This window comes from Kurthia zopfii (assembly GCF_003143955.1).
GTDB classification, from domain to species: Bacteria; Bacillota; Bacilli; order Bacillales_A; family Planococcaceae; genus Kurthia; species Kurthia zopfii.
Genome location: NZ_QFVS01000014.1, coordinates 1 through 24,184, shown reverse-complemented (window position 1 = coordinate 24,184; position 24,184 = coordinate 1). Strand labels below are relative to the sequence as shown.

Below are 24,184 nucleotides of genomic sequence, written 5' to 3'. Positions count from 1 at the left end.
ATAGTACCATATGATACTGTTTTTAACAATTGATACGATTTATTTACATCTCCAACTTTTCCAATATAGGTTATAATTAATAGGAAGAAATATCATGTAAAGAAGCTTTAGGAGGATCATTCATGCAAACGAAAAATTCGTTTTTTTATACATATTTCATTTTGAAAAAGTTTTCGAGTAAACAACATCCAATGAATGCTTCGGAAATTGCCGATAAAACTTTTGAATACTTTCAATTAGATAAAAAGCCAGATCGTCGTACAATTTATGCACATATGAACGATTTAGAAATCATTTCGGAGTTTTATCAAGAAGATTTGGCAATCACTTTCGTCCGAAATTCAAATAAGACGGTCTATTTGGAGTCGACAATTACGATTGGGGAAGCGCATTTACTTTGTGATGCCATTGCAACTTCACGCTTCATCGACCGCGAGCAAAGTCGCGAGCTGATCGACAAATTCGGAGTCATTGTAGGCAAGAATTTAGGCAGTTTTTTCGAGCCGCGTATTCAATTCAAAAATACGGATCGTAAAGAATATAATAAGAAGCTTTTTGAAAACATTGATTTACTGACAAAAGCGATTCACGAAGGCAAAAAAGTCACACTCCAATATTTGAAGTATGACGTCAATAAAAATCTCGTACCGAGTCGACCAGAGAAGGACGGCTACAAAAAGGTGCGACCGTATTATTTAATATGGCAAATTAATAAATATTATTTGATGTACTACTATGATGATAGTACTGCGCCAAGATTCATGCGTGTCGATAAAATTCGCGATGTACAATTGATTGAAGAGAAAGTGGAGCCATTGAAAAACATCACCAACTTGTCGGACTATACGCGTAACCAAGTGTATATGTTCGGGGGGATGCCTGAATTCATCCAATTCCGCTGCAAAATGTATTCGGTTGGGCAGGTCATAGATTTCTTCGGTGAAGATGTCACGATCAAACCGATTGATGATGAATACTTCCATGTTGAAATTTATACTTCACCGGACAGTATCAAATTCTGGTTAATGCAGTACATTACTTCCATTGATCAAATCAAACCAAAAAAACTAGCGATTGAGATTCAAGGCATGCTAGAAGAAGCACTTGAACGCAATCGCATAGAAGTCGAGGAAGAAAGTATTTAGTTAAGCAAAACTTAAGTTAAGTTTACTAATTCTGGGATTTGTTCTTGAAAATCCTTTTTCAAACGATAGGCGAACTCTTTCATGAGCTGTGTCTCATGTCTGCTCGATTTCGTCACAATGCCGAATGAGTGCGTCGTCGGAATCTCTGTTAGAAAGTCAATCTTCACGGATTCCATATCTTGCATAAAGCGCTGCGAATGGTCAAACGTCAGATCCAAGCCTACCGTATATGCCTTATTCTCTTCTACGTATTGTTGTACGATATGTGGATTATTCACACTGATGACAATGTCATTTCGCCCAAACACGCGTTTAATCTCATTCATCGTGCCAATCACAATTTTATCATCAAATAAAATAACGGGCTGTTCACCTAATTCCTCTGTCATCGCGCTACCGCCTTGTATGACAGGGGAATCTTTATGTGCGACAACGAGCATTTCACAATCTTTAATTTTTGTGAATGCTAAGTCGGGATATTTTGCCAAATCTTCGTTATTATAGACAACAAGTGCAAGGTCGACTTTTTCGCTTTGCAATTCTTCTAACATCGTTTGCGAGTTCTGTTCACGGATTTGGATATTAATTTCTGGATAGATATTCTTCAATTGTTGGGCAGTCGTAAACAGCTGGAAGAAAGGACCAGGTATAGATGCGACTTTTAATACGCCTGTCAGCTTATTTTGCATCACATCGGCTGATTCATAAAGGTCATCGAGCGCATAGAGGATTTTCTTCGCCTGTGCGACAATGATGCGACCTTCCTTCGTAATGGTAGAGCCACGTCGATTACGTTGGAAAAGTGTGATGCCAAGTTCTGTCTCGACCTTATTCAATCCCTGACTCAATGCGGAAAGTGTGACGTGAAGTTCTTCGGATGCGTCTTTTAATGTGCCGAATTTTTCAATCGCCACGATGTATCTTAATTGTTCAAAAGTCATGTGTATTCCACCCCTTAGTTTAATGTACGTTAACTATTGTTAATTATAATGAAATTTACATTAACTAAAAAGTTATTTACACTTAAACGAGAGAAAACGTTTTCTAAACATTTAAAAAGGAGTGATTTCTTGTGAAAAATGAGCGTTACCGCATCGCCCATCGAGAAGCGTGGATCGGCGTAGCATTAGTTATTGTCAACTTCGCAATTTGGTATGGTTTTGCATATGGTCTTGGTAGTGGAGACCCTGAGAAATATACATATGTCTTCGGATTCCCAGCCTGGTTCTTCTATAGTTGTATCGCTGGCACGGCTTTCATGATTGTACTAATTTTTATCGTCATCAAATTCTTCTTTAAAGATGTCGATTTTGAAGAGGAGGATGAAGACTAATGCATTGGTCAGTCATAGCTCCACTCATAGTTTTTGTCATAATTATTTTTGGAATCGGCTTCTGGTCGAATAAATTTGTAAAAAGTTCGGACTCATTTTTATCAGAATACTTCCTCGGCGGTCGTGAAATGGGTGGTTTCCTATTAGCGATGACGATGATGGCCACATATGGTAGTGCTTCTTCATTCATTAGTGGGCCGGGTGTTGCATACAATACAGGGCTTGGTTGGGTACTACTTGCTTTAGCGCAATTACCAGCTGGTTACTTCGTCTTAATGATTTTAGGGAAGAAATTTGCAATTGTGACGCGAAAATTGAAGTCCATCACATTAATTGATTTTCTGCGTTCTCGTTATAACAGTAATGTTGTCGTATGGTTGTCGGCAATCAGTATCGTCATTTTCCTATTCGCTTCAATGGTTGCACAATGGGTCGGTGGCGCTCGTCTAATCGAGTCATTAACTGGAATGAGCTATACTACAGCATTATTCATTTTTGCGGTAGTTGTATTAGTCTATGTAATTATCGGTGGTTTCCGTGCCGTTGCTTTAACGGATGCACTGCAAGGATCAATCATGGTAGTCGGCACAATCATCTTATTAGTCGGCGTAGTCATTGCTGGTGGCGGTATCGACAATATTATGGGTGATTTAGTGAAGGAAAATGCGGAGTTAGTATCGCCATTCGGTGTCGGTCATGCGTATTCTCCAGCCTATGTATCGTCATTCTGGATTCTTGTCGGAGTCGGTGTCATCGGTCTTCCGCAAATCGCCGTTCGTGCCATGAGTTACAAAAACTCTCGCGGTATGCATAGTGCCATCTTAATCGGTACAATCGGTATCGCAACAATCATGTTCGGTATGCACTTAATTGGTATTTTCGGTCGTACCGTAATTCCTGGAATCGAGCTAGGGGATAAAGTAATGCCTACCTTAACAATGGGTGTTCTACCTCCAGTTGTAGCGGGGATTGTACTTGCTGCTCCAATGGCGGCAATCATGTCGACAGTAAATGCCTTATTAATGATGGTCAGCTCAACAATCGTCAAAGATATTTACTTACATTATATTAAGCCTGATGCAAGCGACGATCATGTCCGCAAAACGAGTTTCCTCGTAACGGCAGTAGTCGGTGTTGTAGTTGTCTTAATGTCATTAAATCCACCAGAAATTATCGTTTGGTTGAATATGTTCGCATTCGGTGGGCTTGAAGCGGTATTCATCTGGCCAATCGTGCTAGGTCTCTATTGGAAAAAAGCCAATAAATTCGGTGCGATTGCAGGGATGGTCGTCGGATTGTCCATGTATATCGTCATTACGCAGTATTTCCCGAATGTCCTCGGTGTGCATAGTGTGACATTCCCCGTAATTAGTGCGCTGATCGCATTCGTACTTGTCAGCTTTGCAACGCATCGTAAAATTAAAGATACACCTGAATTTATTTAGGATTGAAGTAGGCGACTTTCACTTTCGAGTGAGGTCGTCTATTTTTCTGAATAAATCAATACTTTACCTTAGTAAATGGTTATCAAACTACTGTGCTACTTACTTTTTACAATTAGACCTTTTCCGAAAAAATGTATGTTATTATAGTAAAAAAATTGTTAAGAGGTGTCTTAGTTTTGGCAGTAGTTGGAGCTTTTCTCGTCATGTCCTTTTTATTAATCATTTTACCAGGGCCCGACTCTAGTTTAGTTATACAAAATTCAATCATGCACGGTAAAAAAGCAGGAGCGCAAACGGTTCTTGGCTCTGTATCGGGCTTACTTATTCATACAGCGGCAGCGGTTTTAGGGCTGTCAGCAATTTTAATGAAATCCGAAATGTTATTTACCGTCTTAAAATACGTTGGTGCGGCATATTTAATTTACATTGGTGTATCGGCTTTATTATCACTTAGACATAAGCAACAACCGGATGAAGTAATTGTGGAAGGGAAGCAGAAATCATTCTTCCTACAAGGATTCATCACTTGTGCTTCAAATCCAAAAGTTGCGGTATTTTTCCTGACATTCTTACCGCAATTCGTTCAGCCAGAATACAATCATATGCTTCAATTTGCATTGATGGGACTTGCTTACGCGGTCATGACAATTATCTGGTTCTTCCTCTATGTGTACTTGATCGACCTATTTTCAATTTGGTTGCGAAAACCAGTCGTAGCGCGATCAATTCAAGGCTGTACAGGAATTGTCTTATTGATTTTCGGAATTACATTAGCATTCGAAAAATCATTGTAATGAATACAAAAAGTAGTTCAATAATAAATAACGTTGGTGAAGAAAAAAGCATCGATCTCTAAGCAGGTTGGTGTGGGAACTTCATGAACGTTATTTTTTTGTCATTAATAATAAATTCACAACTCGTTTTGTGAGTAATATTTGAGGGAAAGCAATTTACATGAAGTTGATTGAAAGAAATAGCGAGGACTCCTGCCGAAAAACAAGTGTGAAGCAATCCTTTATTTCCACACAAAGTGGAAATAAATAGTGCGCCACTTGTCGGCGGAAAGCATTCGCTATTTCTAATGTCTAAAACGAGAATCTTTAGACAACGCTATTCTCAACTATTTACGCATTTTTGAATTGAAATAAATGTATAATTTTGTCGAATGCTATATAATTAGTCCTATAAAAGTGAGGAGTGGTGACAGGTGAAGTGCGTAGAAAGTAACTATGATTTTAAAAAAAGAGTAGCTTATTTTTCAGAGGACTTGCAGCAAAGGTATTTATTGAAGGCGATTAATGATGAGAATGGACTGAAGAAAGTAGCTATAATCATGATGAATCCGAAACTACAGGACGAGAATTTCACGGATCCTGTCGTTGACCACACTGTCGAATTTTTAAAAGCACAAATCAAAGAAACCATCTCGGAAGTGAATATCGTCAATTTATTCCCGTTTCGAGAAGATCATTTGAATCAGCTCGACGATTATTTCTTAGGGAAGAATATGCGAGAATTCGAGTCGATTCGTCAAAATCTACATATGATTAAGCGAGTCGTCAAAGAGATGGACTACATCATTTTAGCTTGGGGGAGTTTGCGCGATCAATTTTCGGAAATGCATTATTTGAATTCGATTCGAGATATTCACCATCTATTTCGCGTATTCCAAAAAGAGCAAAATTGCTTCGTTTTTTCATTACAAGGAGTTTCGGATGGCATTAATTCTGATGGCCAGCCATTTCATCCAAGGGAAGGTGCGCTCGCAGGTATTCGCCGCGTGCGGATGATGCATATGGAAAATGGGAAATTAATACTGCGAATTAACAGTATCTAATGTAAAAATCAGAAGAAAACTGTTACTATCGAAAGTAGGACATAATTTATTTTTCAGGAGGGTGACAAATGGTACAATATCGAAATATTATCGTAGCAATGGATGGATCAGATCACGCAAAGGAAGCTTTGAAAAAAGCAATCGCCGTTTCAGGTAGAAATAATGCGACTTTGCATATCGTCAATGTGATTGATACTCGTTCTTGGGCGAACCTAGAAGCACATAATGCAGAAAAATTACAAAAAGATTCAGAAGTTTTTTCTCAAAGCTTAATCGACAGCTATAATGAAGCGGAACTTGCGGGCATTGAAAATATTAATATTATTGTGGAAACAGGATCACCACGTACACTGATTACACATGAAATTTCTCGCCGCGTAAACGCTGATTTAATCGTATGTGGCGCTTCAGGAACGAACGCCGCAGAAAAAATCCTATTAGGAAGCGTCTCTGAAAACATTGTACGCACTGCCGAATGTGATGTATTAGTCGTTCGAGGAAACTAATTATAATGGTTCATGGGGTATTCTCTATTTGAGAATGCTCCATTTTTCATAAATTAGGCAGAAAAAAACCGCATTCACTAAAAATGCGATTAAAAATTATTTTTTTGTTAAGGTGAAGGTGACATCCTCGCTCGGATTACCATCTTTGCCAATTTTATAAAGTTCAAATGTATTTGAATCGGTTTCAACTATGTTATAAGTAGGAATATTATTAAAGTAAAGTAATCCTTTTTCAATCGTATATTCACTAACCGTTTCATCTTCGCCATTCGTAAGTGTTACGAGTTTAGCGTCGGGGTTGAAGTCCATATCAATAATATCTTGGTCATTTCTTGCTGTGAATTTCCCATTAAGTGCAGTTGCACCACAAGCTGCTAATAATGTGGATAAAAAGAAAATTGCGCCTAAACTAGACAATCTGCGCATTGTATCAAACCTTCCTGATCGATTATTTTCGATAAGAGTATTTTAACATAAAAATTTTTAAATTAGCTGAATGTCATTAGTTTGACAATATAAAGATAGTAAAAATCGCATACATTTTGCGAAGGGAGGGTTCATTTTGAAAAAATGGAAGCTATTATCGGTGAGCATACTATCAATGTTTATAGTTGCTGCGCCATTAACAGATGTCGAAGCGAAAGAACCGATGAAAGAAGTAAAGGAACTTGTAGAAAATTATTATTATCCAAATGTATCAAAAGAGAATTTGCAATCATCTAAAACCATTAAACAATTGATGTCAAAACTAGATCCATACTCGGTATTCATGTCGACATCTGAAGTAACGGACTTCTTCAATCAAATTGGCATGAAGTTTGCGGGAATCGGGGTAAGTATGGTGGAAGATCCGAAAGGCTTAAAAATAACCGAGGTTTTGCCGAAATCGCCTGCTTTAAAAGCGGGTTTACTGAAGGGGCAAATTATTACGGAAGTGAATAACCGAATTCTTGCGGGAGCGCCTTTTGAAGAAGCATCGAATTTAATAAAAGGGAAGGTAAATACGGCTGTCACTTTGAAAGTGTATGATCCGAAAACGAAGAAAACATTGACGAAGAAAATCATTCGAAAAGAGATTTACTTGCCAAATGTGGAAGTGAAGCAGCTTGCGGGGCAGGTAGGGTATATTCGTCTAAACAGTTTTGCGAGTAATAGTGCGGCGGATTTAATCGCTCATATGAAGAAATTGCCGAATGCAAAACGTTGGATTGTAGATGTGCGTGGCAATGGTGGGGGAGAGGTTGAAGCGGCTGAAAAAGTCATCGGCATTTTCTCAAAAGCTCAACTTGCTTACATTATGAAATATGCGCATGATCCATTAAATTATGTGCAGATTGCCAAAAAGCAGTCGACTCAAATCAATTCAAAAGTGGCGTTATTAGTAGATGGCCATTCCGCGAGTGCTTCTGAAATGTTGGCAGGAGCTTTGAAAGAACAAAATGCGGCGACATTATATGGGCAAAAAACATATGGCAAAGGTGTGCAGCAAGTACTTTTCCAGCTTAAAAAAAATGCTGGTTTTATCAAATTGACTGTCGGTGAATTTTACGCGCCAACTTCAACTGGTAAAATGGTAAAAATTAATAAAATCGGTGTGAAACCGCATGTCGTAACGAAAAAAGGCGATGAGGTGAAGGTGAGCCACCAAGCGTTAATGCGCCAATCAATGGCGAAGGAAGATCGCTTACCGAAAATTAGCGTTTCAGCAAAAAAACAGCAAATGATCCTATCACCTTCAAAGCAATTCACTTGGACTCAACTGAAGTCAGCGAAGCTTTATTTACTACAAGTGGGCGGGGTTTCACGAAAAATCACGGTGAAGCAACTGCCTTCGAAAAAGTTACAAATCACAGCGCCAACAGGTTTGAAAGCGGGCAGCAGCTACTACTTGAACGTCAAACCGACGAAGGGGAAAGCGGCATTCGCCTATGTATCTGTAGGGAAGTAAATTCAAAAGCACTCTCCATTCGCATTGAATAGAGAGTGCTTTTTTTTGTATTATATGATTCCTTTGAAAGTTGCTGTACACATCGCAACAAGTTCATTCGCTGGATTATGGATTTTCGCTTCAACGATGACAGTCGAACGCGTTTGTTCAATCACTGTCGCAGTCGCTGTATGCAGACCTTCATTTCCTTGGCGCACAAAACGTGTCTCCATTTGAATCGTCAGTACATTTTCAAAACCAAGTGACATTGTCGCCATACCCATGACATTGTCGAGTGACATCATGATGATCCCGCCATGCAGTGTGCCACCTGTATTCGTTAATTCTTTACGGAAAGGAACTTGTAAAGTCGCAGTGCCGTTTTTTGCTTCGATAAATTGAAATCCAACTGCGTCCCATAAATCTAAGCTTTCAAAACGTTGTTGGATCGAAAGTGTTGTCGTCAATGAAATTTCCTCCTGATGCTGTTTACTACTTCTAATGATAATGAAGTTATTTCAAAAATGCTATGGAAAAAGAAAAAATTAATTTTTATAACAATGGAGAATTTCGATAGGATTGCAACTACTTTTTCTCGGAAATGTCGTATTGTAAATTATATTACACATATTTTTGTCAAGATTTCGAAATCTTTTTGAACGACTTGTGTATATTATTTCTGTCATGCCAAAATCCATGATATGATTATACTACTTACTATTAGGAGGGTTTTTTCAATTGATGAAAAAAATTATTGCAGCAGTATTCGTAGCATCATTAACATTTGCTAGTGTTGGCCCAGTTATTGCTAACAACGTTACAACAGCAGATGCACGTAGCTACAAATCAGGTAAAAGTGGTTTCAACACAAACAAATCAAACTTCAGCACAAACAAAAATTCAAATTCTAACACTCAAAATAAAGCAACAGACAAAAACAAAACAAACAACCAAACAGCAGCTCAAAAAAGTAACAAAGGCGGCCTTATGAAAGGTCTTATGCTTGGTGGTTTAGCTGGATTATTATTCGGCGGTATGCTTTCTGGTATGGGTGCAATGGGTAATATCTTCGGTTTATTAGTAAACATCATCGCAATTCTTGTAGTTGTTATGTTAATCGCTAAAATCGTTTCTATGTTCCGCAACAAACGCAAAAAAGAAGATGAGCAACAAGCATGGAAATAATCATTCCAGAACAAGATGTCATCAACTCAATCTGTCTTTACTATGCACGTGAAAAACACGTCATGCCTGAAGATGTTGAAGTTGAATTATTATTCGATGACGAGCGTGGCTTTGAAGCAGAAGCTCACGTGAACGGTGCAGTCACTCTTTACTCAGTAGGGAATATGACTTCAGCACTTCGCATCTGGGTGGAAGAATACTTAGAGATGGACCCATACGCTACAGGTATTCGCATCGATCTTGATGATGAACAAGGAATCATCGCTTACGTAAACGACTAAAACGATAAAGCTTCAGCCCTCGATTGAGGAGCTGAAGCTTTTTTTGGTTCAATTATATATGTGAAAAAAGGCAAGAAATATATTGGTTATGTAAAAACGAGTCACACATATTAAATGAAAGTAATACCCCAACACAAAAAGTCCTCGACATACGATCTGCCGAGGACTTTCTTCATCTAATTATTGAACAACTGCAACTTCTTGTAGTCGTTTAATCATTTTGCGTACTTTTGATACTTCTTTGAATTGAGAGAATTCCTCTAATACTGCGATTGCAGCTGGAATATCCCCGTTCGCTTCATGACAATCAGCAAGTAAAATTGCGTATTTGTACTGTGAGCCGAACATCGCATTTGATAAAGTGGCGTTTTCAATCGCTTCTTCAATACGATTCAAACCAAGTAAAGCTTCTGTCTTCGTCGCATAAGGGCGATCGAAATTCATATCCATTGAAATTGACTGTTCCGCAAACTGTAGAGACCAACTGAAATGCTTATGAGCAAGTGTTCTTTCAGCCATAACCCAATAATATTCCATTGAATTACGACGTAGATCACCACGTTTGATTGGCGTAATCGTTTTTTTGCCTAAAAATTCTTTCACTGTTGGTCTCAATTGACCTGTTTGTGATAGGAATTTAGGAATACGATGGCCCGCATATGGAATACGAAGCACTTGAGCATTCGGATATGAAGGAAGAATTTGTGAAGCAATATAGTTTTCATCATTCGGATTACGTGGATCATAGATGATCGTAATCTGAGAATTTTCATTTACGGGATGTGGTGAGACGTGTTTGAATGGTTCTCGTACAAGAATATTTGGTGAGCCATATTCCGGATGCGCTGAATTTCTAGGAGCCATCGAAAGTATGCGAACGCCATCAATATTCGAACCATAATAGAGTGAACTATAACCGCCTAGACTCGTACCATAGGCAAATTTATGTTCATATTGCGAGAATATAGCATCTGTCGTGTCACTATATTGTTCTTTCGAAATATCCTGGTGGAAGTTACGTGTATGATTTCGGCGTAAGGATACCAAATCTTTTTTGTTTTTCTTAACTAAATTATAGGCGAACGGAATTAAATCCCATGACTTATCAATCGTATCGAATGTCGCAACAACCTCAGTCGCAGGTTCGATATGTTTATACAATTCAATTCGAGATTTTCCATTATCAAATAATGTGTAAATTCTGTATGAATCGGTAAACAGACTATCATATTTGCCTTTAAATTGCGTATGTATTTTCTCAATTGTCTCAGTCATACGGCTTTCCTTACCTTGCAGTTGACGGAGAACTTCGATGTCATAAAGTAGCTCAGGTGTAGCTTTGATCATGGCAATTTGTGAATATAAATCTTCAGCTAAAGCCCAATCAAATAATTTCATCGCATTTTCAGCGGAAACAACAAGTAATGAATAATTCGATTTATTCTTTTCAAGACCGATTTTCATTAGTTTCGCTGCATTTTCTTCATCATTATTAAGAAGTAAGTATTGCGCACCTTGTCTGAAGAAATGCGTTGTAGGCTTATTCTTCTTACAGATCAATGCTTTCGAATAACGACGAATCATTTTCGTTTGAACATTTTCCTCTTTTAATAAATTCATAATCTTATTACTAAAAGGGAAGTATTGAATTCCTTCTTTTAAGAGAGAAATACGACTTTTGCCATTCAATTCTTTTGCTAACTCGATGTATTGTTCTTCGGTGGGAGTGGGGCGTTGTCCACTGAAGATTTTTTCAAGTTGTAAGTTGTTCACTTTGGAATCCACCTAGGATTCACTCCTCTCGAGTTTATATATACTGTTCAGTATAATTAAATCACAAAATAATGCTGAATTAGAGGACATTTACCAAATGTAATAAAAGGTTATTCGTATGTAACATATAGGTAATATAGAATCAATTTGTAAAGGAATTGTAATGGAGTTTTTTCAAAATATATGAAACTAACTACTGTTTTCGAATAAATAAGTTCATATTTACTATAAGAAATTAAAATAAATAGACCGAAAGTGGTTTTTGAATTGTCTGAATTTGAGAAAGGAGTTCTGCTGTAGGAGGTAGAATATGACGAATAAAAAACGCTTTATTTCAATTCGCACTAGAATTTTACTAGGGTTCTGTTTAATTGTTTGCATTTTAGCGTTGGTGAACACATATATCATCGTGGAACAAAAGAGTAGTTCGGATGAAATTAAACAAATGGTCGAGCAGGATTTATATTTGAATACAAAGGATCAGCAATTGGTCGTGAATTTTTCTCAAAAGTTGGTTTCTGTACAGAACTATTTATTAACGGGCGATGAAGCTGAGAAGGCGACTTTTGAGAAGTTAGAGCAGGAATTCACTACATTACAACAGCAAATTTTAAAGAAATCCAATTCGGCAAAAGCAAAAGAGACACTTTCTAAAATCGAGCAGTGGGATGAAATGATTAAATCACAAGTTTTCCCTAAATTTGAAGGTGATGATCGAAAAGGTGCGGAAAAAATCATCATCGATCAAGGTGAAAATACGAATGCAATCAAAACAACAATCGAACAACTAAGCGATAAAAGACAGAAGGAATTAGAGCAGCGCGCAGATGAAGTTGTGAATACGAATAAATCGATTCAAACGCAGCTCATTTTAACAACGATTATCGTCATTATCCTGGCGATTATTGTGGCATTTTTCACCGCAAATCTCATCGTCAAACCAATCATTCAAGTGACAAAACGCATGAAGAAGATGGCAAAAGGGGAATTGGTGACGGAAAATCTCCCACTCAAAAACAATGATGAAGTCGGTGCATTGACCGAAGCGGGGAACACTTTGAACGCAAAACTCGTAACGATGATGGATTCCATAAGCAAAGTTTCGAGCGAAGTGAAGTCTTCGAGTAAGCATGTGGCGCACTCGGCGGAAGAAGTGAGGGAAGGATCGCAGCAAGTGTCGCTGACAATGTCCGAGTTGGCGGAAGGTGCAGAGACGCAGGCGAGTCATGCGACAGATTTAGTGCAGGTCGTCGAATTATTTACTTCGAAAGTGAATGAAGTGAATGAGGAAGGTAGTGGCATTGCGAAAAGGGCGGCGGAAGTACTCGGTCGCACAGCGGAAGGAACGCAACTCATGCTGGAAACGGTCGATGAAATGAATGAAGTGCAGAATAATGTGAAGGCAACAGTGGATCGTATGGAAATACTCGAAGCGAAATCCGCCGATATTACAAAATTGGTGCGCGTCATCCAAGATATTGCCGAACAAACGAATTTACTCGCATTGAATGCGGCAATTGAAGCAGCGAGAGCGGGAGATGAAGGTAGAGGGTTCGCAGTAGTGGCAGATGAAGTGCGCAAATTAGCAAAACAAGTCGATTTATCCGTAATGGATATCTCGCAAATTGTCACAACGATGCAAAAAGAGACGAAACTCGCTAGCCAATCCCTGCATGAAACGTATGAGCAAATGCAATTAGGGACAAATCAAATGACCAAAACGAATGAAAACTTCAAATTAATCTCTCATTCTATAGAAGATGTCGACAGTTCCATTCATCAAATGTCGCAGCAACTTGGGGAAGTCTTAAATGAAACGACGAAAATTAACGAAGCGATCGACCAAATCGCATCCGTGTCCCAACAATCTGCGGCTGGTGTGGAAGAAACAACTGCAACGATCGAAGAAACGACTAGTTCTATGGAAGAAATCTCGCATTCGACAAATCATCTCGCTTCAAATGCTGAAAAACTGCATGAAGAGATGAGCTTTTTCAAAATTCATAAGTAGATCTGAAGCGGCTATCCATCAAATATGGGTAGCTTTTTCTGTATAAGCTAAACTTTTTACTAATATTTAACAATCACATGGTGAAATTTGTTATAATTGTACAATAATGAATTCATTAGAAGAATATCATTATTTGAGTTTCTTCTATTAATAGTAATTTTTTCGTATTCCGTCGAAATTAGCAGGTCGCACATTATTCGTCATATGTGGTCTGAATTCTATTTATCTTGCTGGAATGATCGAAATAAATGGAAATTAAATTATAGGTAATCAATACTCTTTTGCAATTGGATTTATTTTGAAATTATCTGAATTTTATTGAAGTCGATATTATATAATGCTTTCTTATTACAAATTCTATTTCAAAAACCTGGGACAATCGATAAAAAACGATGGTTTTTGGAACTGTTCTATTTGCACCATATGCAGAAAAATGGAGAATTATGTCGAAAAGTGTCTAGTGCATTTTACTTATGCGTGATTTTTTATGTGAAATGACATTTTCACACTATGGAACATCCATATTATTACGCAATAATAGTTAAATATAACTACAAAATGTCGAATGGTAAAAAAATGATATTTTACATCTTTTTATAGTAAGAAAATGCTTCTTTATAAATATTTGATAAAAAAGCTGCAAAATAAACGTTTAATATTAACAAATTGATATTATGACGTAAAAAAATAGGTATAATAAATTATTATTGTTAATTTTAATAAAAAAATAAGAAAAAGAGTAAAAAAATTTCAATTTATATGATATAGTAGTCTTCAAGTAATACGTTCGGGACAAAAGTAGGGTATTGTTTAGTAATATTCACACTGTCTTGTGTGTTACGAATGATATATTAATAATAAGGGAGTTTTTAAACATGACAATGAAACTTGTAAAAACAGCAACAGCTTTAGCTCTTGGTGCTTCATTAATCTCAACAGCGGTAGTATCTACTGACGCTTCAGCAGCAAGCAAATACAAAATCTCTAAAGGTAAATTAGTAATCGCAAAAACTGGTAAAGTAGCTAAAGGTTTTGTAACTTACAAATCTCTAGTTTATAAAGACGGTAAAAAACTTACTGGCTTAAAAGGTAAAACTTATTACAAAGCTGGTAAAAAAGCAACAGGAACATACAAAGGTGCTTACTACTACAAAGGCGCTAAAAAAGTAACAACTGGAACTTACAAAGGCGCTTACTACGTTAAAGGCGTTAAAAAAGTAACAACTGGTCTTTACAACAACCGTTACTACAAATCAGGCGTTAAAGCTACTGGAACTTACAAAGGTGCTTACTACGTTAAAGGCGTTAAGAAAGTAACAACTGGTTACTATGCTGGTGCTTACTATGTTAAAGGATACAAAAAAGTAACAACTGGTTTCTACAACGACGTTCTTTACATCAAAGGTAAAGAAAACAAAGAATTAGCAATCTTCAAAGATAGCCTATTCGACGGTTCTAAATTAAACGAAGGCGTAGTTTTATTCGATGAGAAATTATTCGATGGCTACAAATTAAACAAAGGCTACAAACTTTATAAAGAAGATCTTTACAACAACGAAAAATTAAACGAAGGTCAAGCAATCTTCGGTGATAAATTATATGTTGGATCTAAACTTAGCGAAGGTCTAGTTACATTCGTTGGCGAAGATAAAAAAGAAGTAGTATACAACAACGGCGAATTAGCTAACGGTACTTTCGAAGTTGAAGGTAAAGAAGTAGCTTACGAAGACGGTAAAGAAGTAGCTGCTAAAGTTGCATCAGTTGAAGCAATTAACGCTACAACTGTTGAAGTTAAATTCAATAAAACAGTTGATAAAGACGCAGCAGAAACAGCTGGTATTGTTGCTATTGATGGCGTAACTTTCGAGGGTTCTAAAGGGAAGTTAGCAGAAGATGGACGTACTTTAACTCTATCAACTACAGCTGATACTACAGTAAATGTAAAATCTGCTAAAGTAACAGTTAAACCTGTTCTATTAAAAGGAAGCAAAGATGTAAAAACAGCTGAATACAACTCTTTATTAACTTATGAAGATACTGTAGCACCTACTGCTGTAGATGCAACTGCAAAATTAGTTGATAAGAATGAATTCGTTGAAACAGTTTCTGTTAAATTCTCAGAAAAAGTTAAAGCTGAAGGCGTATTTTATGTAAACGGTAAAACAGTAACAGTAAAAACAACTAATAGCTCTGATGTACTTGAACTAAATGTTGCAGATTTAAAATTAAAAGTTGGAGAAAATGTAGAAATTAAAATGTTAAATGTTAAAGATTTAGCAAACAACAACATTACTCCAAACCCTGTAACTATTTCTACTAAAGTACAAGCAGCAGACGCTCCTGATACAGTAGCACCAGTTGTAGAATCAGTTACAACTGTAGCAACTAAAGCTGAAAACAAAGTAGTTGTAACATTTAGCAAAGAGTTAGATAAAACTAAAACTGAAGCTATTAAAACAGCTTATCTATCAAAAAATGGTCAAACTCTAGGTACGTTAAAAACTGTATCAGTAGATAAAAATAAAGTAACTTACACATTTGATGGTGTAACTTTAACTGATAATCTTGCTACAGCAACACTTTATATTCCTAAAGACTCAGTAGTAGACACTAAAGGACTTGTTTTTGCAGCAGATTACTCTACTTCTGTAAGCTTCTCACAAGATCTTGTAGCTCCAACACTTGTTTCTTCTGAAATTGTTGAAAATAAATTAGTACTTAATTTCTCAGAAGAAGTTAAACTTGACGCTACTAAATTAGCAACTGATTTCAAATTAGCTGCAACGAATTTAGTGACTGGTAAAACTGAAAGCCCAGTAGCATTCCCATTAGTAACTGAAGCAGGTGTAACTCAAAACACTACAGTTTCTAAAGATGGTAAAGTAGTTACTATTGACTTATCTTCTAAATCAAATGCTGAAAAAGAATTAACTTATATTGCTTCATACACTACAGATTTATTTAAAGATTTAGCAGACAATAATGCAAAAGAGTTCTCAAAAACAATCACACTTTCTAAATCAACAGTTACAGCTCCAGAAGCGGACACTAAAGCGCCTGTAGTAACACTTGTGGATGGTTTCATTAAATTAGATGGTGAGACACCAAAAGCAACAGATTCTGAGTACAAAATTGTATACACAATTTCAGATGATAAAGCACTTGATTTTGCATCAATTCGTGACCTAGGAAACTACACAATTGCAGGTAAATCATTACCAACAGGATCTACGATTACTACAGATGCAGCTTCAACTGATTCAAAAGAAAACGTTAAAGTAACAATTACTATTCCTAAAAAATCAGTAACATCTACTTTAACAGGTGTATTCGCAGTTAAAGGTGTTAAAGATATTGCTGGTAATACTATTGAAGGCGTTCTTACAACTTCAACTAAAAACTTCTTAACATTAGCAGAAGGTATTGCACCAACACTTAAATCAGCAGTAGCATACAAAGCTGATAATAAAGTTATTATCGAATTATCAGAAGCATTAAAAACTGAAGTTGCTGGAGACTTCTTAGTTTCAGTTAACGGAACTGAATTTGTAGCTGCAACAGGAATTAAATTAGCAACAGGTGCAGATGCTGGTCTTGGAAAATACGAATTAACATTAGCAACTGATGCTTTAGCTACAGCAACAAAAGTTGAAGTTAAAACTATTGAAACTCCAACTTCAAAAGATTCATCTGAAAATGTTCTTGAAGCAGTTAAAACAGCTATTTTAGCAACATTAAAATAATCACTAACGATTAGTAATAACCCACAAATCAATTAATGATTATAAAAGCCCGATCCTATACAGGATTGGGCTTTTAACTTTAATTAATACATACTTACAAGTAATATAGCTGCTTTCTTGAATAAAATTGCAGGAAATAGGCAAATAGTGAGGGAAAATACGTAATTGAAAACATGTTTAAGAAGAAAATCATAATAAATGAGTAACTGTAACCTGATAAGAGATATAAACCCAGAAAAAACAGATAAGATCGTTAAAAATAGGACTCAAAAACCAATTTATACAGCCAAATAAGAGAAATTGACCTGAAAATATAGCTAAAATGCTGAGAAAAGGCACATTATATGTCCCAACAAATAAGAAACTAAATAAAATAATACATAACAGAGCTAGAGATACTCAAAAGCCTGTTCAAAACCCAATGAATGCAGCGGTATAAGAGAATTAACCCTGAAAACATAGAAAAAAGCCTGAAAAGAGAACAAAAAACCTTAAAACTAAATAAAATAAATACATAATAATGCTAGAGATACTCAAAAAGCCCGTTCAAAACCCAATAAATGCAGCCGTGTAAGAGAGTTAACCCCGAAAACAGAACGAAAAACCTTAAACCTAAATAAAAAAATACATAACACTGGGGAGAGTTACTCAAAAGCCCGTTCAAAACCCAATAAATGCAGCCAAGTAAGAGAGTTAACCCTGAAAAAAGAGATGAAATCTTCAGAAGAGTACTAAAAAGTCCTAAATAAAATAAATTAATAAAAATTAGTTCATATATGAAGTTGAAATCACTCAAAAACCGATTACAAATCAGTAAATATAACGAAAGAACAGAGATTATTCCAAAAAATATAGAAGAAAATATGAAAATGCACTCAAAATCAACGAGTATAACTAGAATTAATACATAATAACCAAAGGGGTATAAGTAGAGAACATAAGGGTTCACTGCTATAAGCTTGTGAGTTAAATTAAATAAATACATACGTACAGAAGTTATACCTAGTTATTCCAAACAAAAACCCCCACCTCGCGTCTGCGGAGTGGGGGAAAGTAAGAATACTACATATAATTTGTAAAGGATCTCATTGAATCAATTACTTGGTTTAGCAACACTTTGTAAAGCACGTAGTAGATGGCGAATAGAGAAGCAATCATAATCAGGAAACGCACGAAACGGTCTAATTTATGATCAGATTCAAATGCTACAATTGCCACGTACAATGGAATTAGCAAGGCGATGAACAGACTTGCAATACTCAATAGCGAGCTTGAGAATGCGAAGAAGTTCATGAATAGAGGAATGAAAGTAAATAGTAGTAAGACAATCACCCAGTTATTATATGTGCCGACAATCGACACAATTTGTTTCCAAGAGCGATACTTGCCCATCTTCGTCGCAAGTAGTGAAAGAACAGCTACAATACAAGCGTATAAGACGAATAAAGTAACAATCGTACGAATTAAAATACTAATATCAACAGATGGATCACCAACGCTTGTGCCGAACCAACTCGCCGTATATGTTAGAACACGTTGTAATGCGACAAATGGAAGCACTGCCCATAGGAACACTGTAATGGCAATCGAGATTAAGCCGAAGTTGAATGGGGCATCCTGAGCTTGTTTAGAAGGCTTTTTGAAACTGTTTAAGAAGTATGCCCAATAATCCGAAATAGCTGAACTCGTCGCTGCTGGTGGTACTGGTTGTGGTTGTGGTGTTGGAGGAACGGGTGGGATATGATTCGTCGGTTCTTCCTTTGCCAGTTTGATTGGTTCTTCTTGTTCAATCTTAGGTTCTACAAGTGTTTCCTCGGTTTTTTCAGGTAGAATAGCGCCGCATTGGCCACAGAATTTTCCTTCTGCCTGTTCGTTCTTACAATTTGGACAAATCATTTATTGTACACGCTCCTTAGTCATAGTCGTAGTCGTCTTCTTCTGTTTTATAACGTTTTTCGTTAATTTTCTCACTATCAATTTTACTTACTTTGTAGCTGTCGCCGCTTGTCACAATCGTATATTGTTTTTTGAAGAAATATTCGACGGTTTCATTTTCATGGCTGAAGAAAGTGTAGTTTTCTTCTGTAGAGAAGGTGTAAGTAGTATCATTCACGGCTTTTAAATTTGACATATAGTTCGAGTGATTCGAAATTTCATCGCCATCTTTAAAGTCTTTGAAATAACCTTTATATGTTTTCTCCAATTCTGTTCCTGGCACGACATAGTAGGATACGGCATCATAGCGATGGTTATTGACATCTGATGCATGTGCTTGGCGGAATCGTTGGTAGAAATCATCAATTTTACTCTCGTTGTTCATCACTAAATTATCAAGCGCTTCAAATTTTTCATCTGCGGCAATTTGGTCTTCGATGTATTTGAAGTTCAATACAGTGCGATCACCTTTTACAGCAGCTTCATTTGATTTCTGCGTTTTGCCATTTACTAAAACTTCCGCATGGATTTTTGCCTAACCGTCAAATGGAATTGGCCCAAGTGGATTTAGTTCATCAATAGTTTTCTTCGTGCTTTCGCCATTTACGAATAAAGTCGCATCCATATTATTCGACATCACTTCTGTTTCTGTCGGTGTATAGTCAAGTTTGTAAGTGAATTTATTGTTGTTGGCATCTTCAGAAATATACATTTTTCCTTCTTTTTTCAATGAACCGAAGTCGCTTTTTTGAACAAGTGACCATTCGTAATTTCCTGGTAGGAACTGGCCAAATGTTGTAGCGGATTCATCGTTCAGGTCAATGGTTTTCTTGCCATGTGTAAATTGAATATCATTATATTCGCTTTCGATTTCTACGCGGATTGGCACAATTTCAAAAGTCGCCTTTTTATAAAGTCCGCCTAAAAATGGTTTTTCCACGATGCGAATCATATCATTACCATTCATATCTACAACAGGGTCAAACATTTCTTTTTGCTTGAATTTACGTACATTATTTACTAATTTCTCGCGCACGCTTGACCATGTTTCATTTTGAATATAGGCATAGTAACCTTCAGAATCCGTGTATGTGCCTTTTTCCACGTCAAAGTTTTTCAAGAAATGTTTTGCATCTTTACTTTGGAAATCATCATTCATTTTTGAGATTTGTTTCTCTGGATCGATCAAAGTCTTAATCGTAAAATGAGCTGCAATAAGAATAATAATAAGTGCAATTAACGCAATTAACCCTTTTTTCCTTTTCTTCTTAGGTGTAATTGCAGTACGTGTTTCGACTTCTCTCTCTTTGATCACTTCTTCACCCAGTTTATGTCCACAATTATTACAAAACTGCATATTATCAGCGCATTCAGCTTTGCAATTATTACAAATCAACATAGTATCACTTCCATTTCTACATATTTTTAACAAACATCTATATAGTATAACAATATTTAAGTCATTATAGGAGTTTATAATACAATTTAACCAAATTAATACATATTTAAGTGGATCGTTGAAAAAGGGCTAGAATTTCGTATTTTCATACAAAAAAAGACCAAACTATAAGCGTTTGGTCTTAGCAAATTAGACTGAGGTTTGTGCTGCGAATTTCAGTAATTGGTAAGCAATTAGGAACATGACACAGCCGATGAAAAAGTCTAAAATGCGCCATGCGGATGGTTTTTTGAAGAAGGGAATGAGCCATCTTGAGCCATATCCAAGTGCGAAAAACCAGATGAATGAAGCGAGCAATGTCCCGATTAAAAACTGTAGTTTTGCATCCCATGCAAGCGTACCTGCCACGCCACCAATGACTACAAGTGTATCTAAATAGACATGCGGGTTGAGCAATGTAATCGCAAGTGTAACGGCAATCGTTTTGTAAATCGGTGTTTTCTTTGAATCACTTTGAATCTCAAGCGAACTTGTTGCGAGCCAAGAGCTTCTGAAAGATTTGAAACCATAGAATAGTAAAAATAATCCGCCTGCTACTGCGAGGATGACGGTTGCGATCTCATTACTACTAATGATCGAACCGACGCCGAGAATTCCGAGAGTCATCAAGATGAAATCGCATAGAAAACAAGTGAGGGCAACCCAGAAAATATTATTCTTCAATAAACCCTGTTTCAGAACGAATACATTTTGAGCGCCAATTGCCACGATTAAACTACCCGATATTAATGCACCTCTAACTATTTCATTCAATACTAATTCCTACTTTCAAAGTATGTAATATAGTATAATTATACATTTTTTGAGTAAGGATTAATAACCCTATTTCTGACGTTTTGATTTTTTTACTTCGCGTAAGAAAAGCGGGATTTTTAACATACGTTTTGCACGAGTTGGTTGCGTAATTAAACGGTGGAACCATTCTAAATTCAGTTTGATGAAAATTTTTGGTGCGCGATTTACTTGGCCGGATAATACGTCAAAGCTACCGCCAACGCCCATCATTAAAGTATGCGAGAAACGATGTGCATGTTCGGCAATCCATTCTTCTTGCTTCGGTGCGCCTAATGCGACGAAAATATGATGTGGTTGCAGCGCTTCGATTTTTTGCGCAACCGTGTCACCATCTCCATCACCGCCGTAACCATCCGAACAGCCGACGATCTTCGCTTGTGGATATAATTCCATCGCTTTTTTTGCGGCTTCCGCAGCTATACCGGGCTTACCTCCGTAAAAGTAAAATGTGTCATGACCGGGTGCAGCATTTTCTAAAAAGCCATGTACAAGTTCATAACCTGGAATTCTTTCTTGTAAAGGTGTATCGAGCATTTTTGCGCCGATTACAACGCCGATGCCATCTGCAACGACATGATCCGACTCAAGTAGAAGCTGTTCATAACGCGGATTTTCCTTTGCCAGCATAATAATTTCAGGATTTGCTGTCACGACTTTGATCGGTGTGTCATTCGTTTGGATATTTGACACTATTTCTTCAATAAATTGGTGTTTCGTTGTGTTGGAAATGGGAATATTTAAAATGGGTACTTTTTTCACTACATACTCAGTCCTTGTTAGATTAATACTTTCATTATATAAGATTTTATTGTAAAAGAGGTATGATAACTAGTAAAAGCATTTTCAATGAATAAAAACCTACTAAAATAGGGAGAATTGACGTAAAATTACCTGTTGTTAATTTTTGGTGAATAGTGTAAATTTAACTGTTGACAGCATAAAATATAATGTTCATTAATTTGTGGAATTCCTGTGTAGGAACATCTTATATAAATGAATAGATATGTTATGATAGGATTTGTTCCAACTTAATTAATAGAGAAAAATGAAACTTTTTTCCTTTTCATCCGTTAATTAAAGAGAAGAGAATATAGGGATAGGAAGTGGATGTTATGAGTGAGAACAAACGTTTCAAACTGAAGAAAGCATCCGTCAAGCGTTTAGCGATTGCTTTCATCCTCATTGTTGCTGTAGCAGCAGGTATTTATACGATATTAACAAAAGCTGATGATCAAGCAACTGAGAAGGAAAATATTCGAGTTCATAATGAAGAGAAGCAGGAAAAACCAAAGTCAAAGCCAACCTCTGAAGAATCAAAAGAACCGGAAAAAGGCACAGTTACAAACGAAACGCCTAAAAAAGATAAAGATGACGGTATCACAAGCGAAGAAGGTACGACGAATAAGAACGAAACAGATGTCGTCATGCCAACAATTAATAAAGATGCGATTATTGCCAATGCGAAAACACAGATTTACACAGTGTATACGGATTTACAACAAGGATCAGGCTTCCTCATTAATAGTAGCGGTGACATTTTAACAAATGCCCACGTTGCCAAAAATGCAGGATATGTTGTTGTAAAAAACCAACATGGTCAAGAATTCCAAGGGAAAGTCATTGGGATTTCTAAAAAGACGGATGTCGCATTAATTCGAGTGCCAGATTTAGCAGGGAAGAATCCATTAGTATTGGATGCGACAACAGCTAAGGTCGGCACAAAAGTTGTAGCGATTGGTAGTCCGAAAGATCAATATGGTACGACAACAGAAGGAATCGTGAAAAGCGTAGGTGCAGAATTCTTTGATGACTATACATACAGTCATTTATATGAAATCACAGCTCGCTTAAGTAGAGGTTCAAGTGGTGGCCCACTAATCAATGCGGAGTCAGGGAATGTCATCGGTATTAACTCAATCATTTTAGAAGATCACCCGGAAATCGGCTATGCCATTCCGCTAAGTGCTGTGATGGGACTAGTAAATGACTGGGTAGTAAAAGCACCGGAAGTTAATTTTGATGATGAAAATGAAGAAGGTTACAATCACGCAGACGAAGCGTATTTCGATGAAGAACTTTTATCTGAAAATATGAAGAGTTTCTACGTATTAGTAATCGAATCATTAACAGATGGCAAGCATAATTACTATGACGCTTATATCTCACCGAAGAGCGAAGCATTAAAAACTGCGAGAGCATTCATTGGGAATTATAATTCAGATGGTAAGAAATTCAAATCATTACAATATAATGTTACAGGGGTAACGATTGGCGACAAGAGTTCAAATGTAACAATGTCTACGATTACGACTTATATGGATCGTAATAACAAGAAACAAACAATCAAAGAAAATATTACATTCAAAATCATCATTGATGATATTGGTGAGTATATGATTCAAACAATTACAGTGAACAGTTCAGTAGATTCAGGTAAATTGGCACCACCAGTGGAAAAACCTCAAGTTGATCCAAACACAGGTAATAAACCAGATGAAGGTACGAACACTGATACAGATACAGATAGTAACGAAGGTTCATCTGATCCAAACGGCACTGAAAAGCCAAAAGATGAAGGTGAATTAGAAGAGGTGGAGACAGATGGTGTAGAAACACCAAAAACACCACCAGTTGAAGAACCGAAAACACAAGAACAATAGTCCCACAACCATAAACAATGAAGGTTCTACAATAAATAACGTTGGTGAAGAAAAAAGCACCGATCTCTAATCAGATCGGTGCGGAAACTTCATGAACGTTATTTTTATTCAAAAAAATAGAAAACAAGTGAGTTTCCCTATAGAATAAA

21 protein-coding genes are annotated in these 24,184 nt (G+C 36.7%); 12 read left to right on the top strand and 9 right to left on the bottom strand.

Going from position 1 to position 24,184, the window contains the following annotated elements; translation table 11 throughout:
- The first annotated feature begins 122 nt into the window (after positions 1 to 122).
- Complete coding sequence (locus DF281_RS06775) at positions 123 to 1,145, top strand: helix-turn-helix transcriptional regulator (protein ID WP_109349499.1); 1,023 nt, start codon at positions 123 to 125, stop codon at positions 1,143 to 1,145.
- 11 nt (positions 1,146 to 1,156) lie between these two features.
- Here DF281_RS06775 and DF281_RS06770 read toward each other — a convergent pair whose 3' ends face one another.
- Complete coding sequence (locus tag DF281_RS06770; RefSeq protein ID WP_109349498.1) at positions 1,157 to 2,086, bottom strand: LysR family transcriptional regulator; 930 nt, start codon at positions 2,084 to 2,086, stop codon at positions 1,157 to 1,159.
- A gap of 131 nt (positions 2,087 to 2,217) precedes the next feature.
- On the opposite strand from DF281_RS06770, the gene DF281_RS06765 reads away from it, so the two are divergent.
- The 5 genes from DF281_RS06765 to DF281_RS06745 all read left to right on the top strand — a co-directional run bounded on the left by DF281_RS06765 (position 2,218) and on the right by DF281_RS06745 (position 6,266).
- Entirely contained in the window at positions 2,218 to 2,478 is a 261-nt protein-coding gene (locus DF281_RS06765) for a YhdT family protein (protein ID WP_109349497.1), read from the top strand.
- Entirely contained in the window at positions 2,478 to 3,923 is a 1,446-nt protein-coding gene (gene panF / locus DF281_RS06760) for a sodium/pantothenate symporter (RefSeq protein ID WP_109349496.1), read from the top strand. Before DF281_RS06765 ends, panF begins: the two co-directional genes overlap by 1 nt.
- Positions 3,924 to 4,126: 203 nt before the next feature.
- Positions 4,127 to 4,717, top strand: coding sequence for a LysE family translocator (locus DF281_RS06755; RefSeq protein ID WP_232025954.1), 591 nt, complete (start codon positions 4,127 to 4,129; stop codon positions 4,715 to 4,717).
- Positions 4,718 to 5,130: 413 nt separating this feature from the next.
- Positions 5,131 to 5,760: a DUF1643 domain-containing protein gene (locus DF281_RS06750; protein ID WP_109349494.1), complete on the top strand. Its 630-nt coding sequence runs from the start codon at positions 5,131 to 5,133 to the stop codon at positions 5,758 to 5,760.
- Between the two features lie 68 nt (positions 5,761 to 5,828).
- Positions 5,829 to 6,266, top strand: coding sequence for a universal stress protein (locus DF281_RS06745; RefSeq protein ID WP_109349493.1), 438 nt, complete (start codon positions 5,829 to 5,831; stop codon positions 6,264 to 6,266).
- A gap of 96 nt (positions 6,267 to 6,362) precedes the next feature.
- Here the strand turns inward: DF281_RS06745 and DF281_RS06740 are convergent, their stop codons facing one another.
- The gene (locus DF281_RS06740; RefSeq protein WP_109349492.1) at positions 6,363 to 6,692 is read right to left on the bottom strand and encodes a hypothetical protein; all 330 of its coding nucleotides are present in this window, start codon (positions 6,690 to 6,692) and stop codon (positions 6,363 to 6,365) included.
- Between the two features lie 136 nt (positions 6,693 to 6,828).
- On the opposite strand from DF281_RS06740, the gene DF281_RS06735 reads away from it, so the two are divergent.
- Positions 6,829 to 8,214: a S41 family peptidase gene (locus DF281_RS06735; protein ID WP_109349491.1), complete on the top strand. Its 1,386-nt coding sequence runs from the start codon at positions 6,829 to 6,831 to the stop codon at positions 8,212 to 8,214.
- Between the two features lie 50 nt (positions 8,215 to 8,264).
- Here DF281_RS06735 and DF281_RS06730 read toward each other — a convergent pair whose 3' ends face one another.
- Entirely contained in the window at positions 8,265 to 8,660 is a 396-nt protein-coding gene (locus tag DF281_RS06730) for a PaaI family thioesterase (RefSeq protein ID WP_109349490.1), read from the bottom strand.
- Between the two features lie 274 nt (positions 8,661 to 8,934).
- Between DF281_RS06730 and DF281_RS06725 the strand changes: the two genes are divergently transcribed.
- Together DF281_RS06725 and DF281_RS06720 are read left to right on the top strand one after the other, a co-directional pair.
- Complete coding sequence (locus DF281_RS06725) at positions 8,935 to 9,378, top strand: hypothetical protein (RefSeq protein ID WP_109349527.1); 444 nt, start codon at positions 8,935 to 8,937, stop codon at positions 9,376 to 9,378.
- The gene (locus DF281_RS06720) at positions 9,369 to 9,659 is read left to right on the top strand and encodes a DUF2653 family protein (RefSeq protein WP_109349489.1); all 291 of its coding nucleotides are present in this window, start codon (positions 9,369 to 9,371) and stop codon (positions 9,657 to 9,659) included. Before DF281_RS06725 ends, DF281_RS06720 begins: the two co-directional genes overlap by 10 nt.
- Positions 9,660 to 9,839: 180 nt before the next feature.
- Here DF281_RS06720 and DF281_RS06715 read toward each other — a convergent pair whose 3' ends face one another.
- On the bottom strand, positions 9,840 to 11,432 hold the full coding sequence (locus tag DF281_RS06715; RefSeq protein ID WP_133538392.1) for a tetratricopeptide repeat protein: 1,593 nt from the start codon (positions 11,430 to 11,432) through the stop codon (positions 9,840 to 9,842).
- A 310-nt stretch (positions 11,433 to 11,742) separates the two neighbouring features.
- On the opposite strand from DF281_RS06715, the gene DF281_RS06710 reads away from it, so the two are divergent.
- Positions 11,743 to 13,443, top strand: coding sequence for a methyl-accepting chemotaxis protein (locus DF281_RS06710; RefSeq protein ID WP_109349487.1), 1,701 nt, complete (start codon positions 11,743 to 11,745; stop codon positions 13,441 to 13,443).
- 875 nt (positions 13,444 to 14,318) lie between these two features.
- Positions 14,319 to 17,186, top strand: a complete 2,868-nt coding sequence (locus tag DF281_RS06705) for an Ig-like domain-containing protein (RefSeq protein ID WP_109349486.1) — start codon at positions 14,319 to 14,321, stop codon at positions 17,184 to 17,186.
- A 1,062-nt stretch (positions 17,187 to 18,248) separates the two neighbouring features.
- Here DF281_RS06705 and DF281_RS06700 read toward each other — a convergent pair.
- From DF281_RS06700 to DF281_RS06680, 5 genes are all read right to left on the bottom strand, one after another.
- Positions 18,249 to 19,082, bottom strand: a complete 834-nt coding sequence (locus DF281_RS06700) for a zinc ribbon domain-containing protein (RefSeq protein ID WP_109349485.1) — start codon at positions 19,080 to 19,082, stop codon at positions 18,249 to 18,251.
- A gap of 16 nt (positions 19,083 to 19,098) precedes the next feature.
- Complete coding sequence (locus DF281_RS06695; protein ID WP_109349484.1) at positions 19,099 to 19,575, bottom strand: TcaA NTF2-like domain-containing protein; 477 nt, start codon at positions 19,573 to 19,575, stop codon at positions 19,099 to 19,101.
- 81 nt (positions 19,576 to 19,656) lie between these two features.
- Positions 19,657 to 20,520, bottom strand: coding sequence for a TcaA 3rd/4th domain-containing protein (locus DF281_RS06690; protein ID WP_109349483.1), 864 nt, complete (start codon positions 20,518 to 20,520; stop codon positions 19,657 to 19,659).
- A gap of 189 nt (positions 20,521 to 20,709) precedes the next feature.
- A complete protein-coding gene (locus DF281_RS06685; RefSeq protein WP_109349482.1) occupies positions 20,710 to 21,333 on the bottom strand; it encodes a LysE/ArgO family amino acid transporter in 624 nt (207 codons plus the stop codon).
- A gap of 69 nt (positions 21,334 to 21,402) precedes the next feature.
- Positions 21,403 to 22,134, bottom strand: coding sequence for a WecB/TagA/CpsF family glycosyltransferase (locus tag DF281_RS06680; protein ID WP_109349481.1), 732 nt, complete (start codon positions 22,132 to 22,134; stop codon positions 21,403 to 21,405).
- 353 nt (positions 22,135 to 22,487) lie between these two features.
- Between DF281_RS06680 and DF281_RS06675 the strand changes: the two genes are divergently transcribed.
- On the top strand, positions 22,488 to 24,035 hold the full coding sequence (locus tag DF281_RS06675) for a S1C family serine protease (RefSeq protein WP_109349480.1): 1,548 nt from the start codon (positions 22,488 to 22,490) through the stop codon (positions 24,033 to 24,035).
- Positions 24,036 to 24,184: the final 149 nt, after the last annotated feature.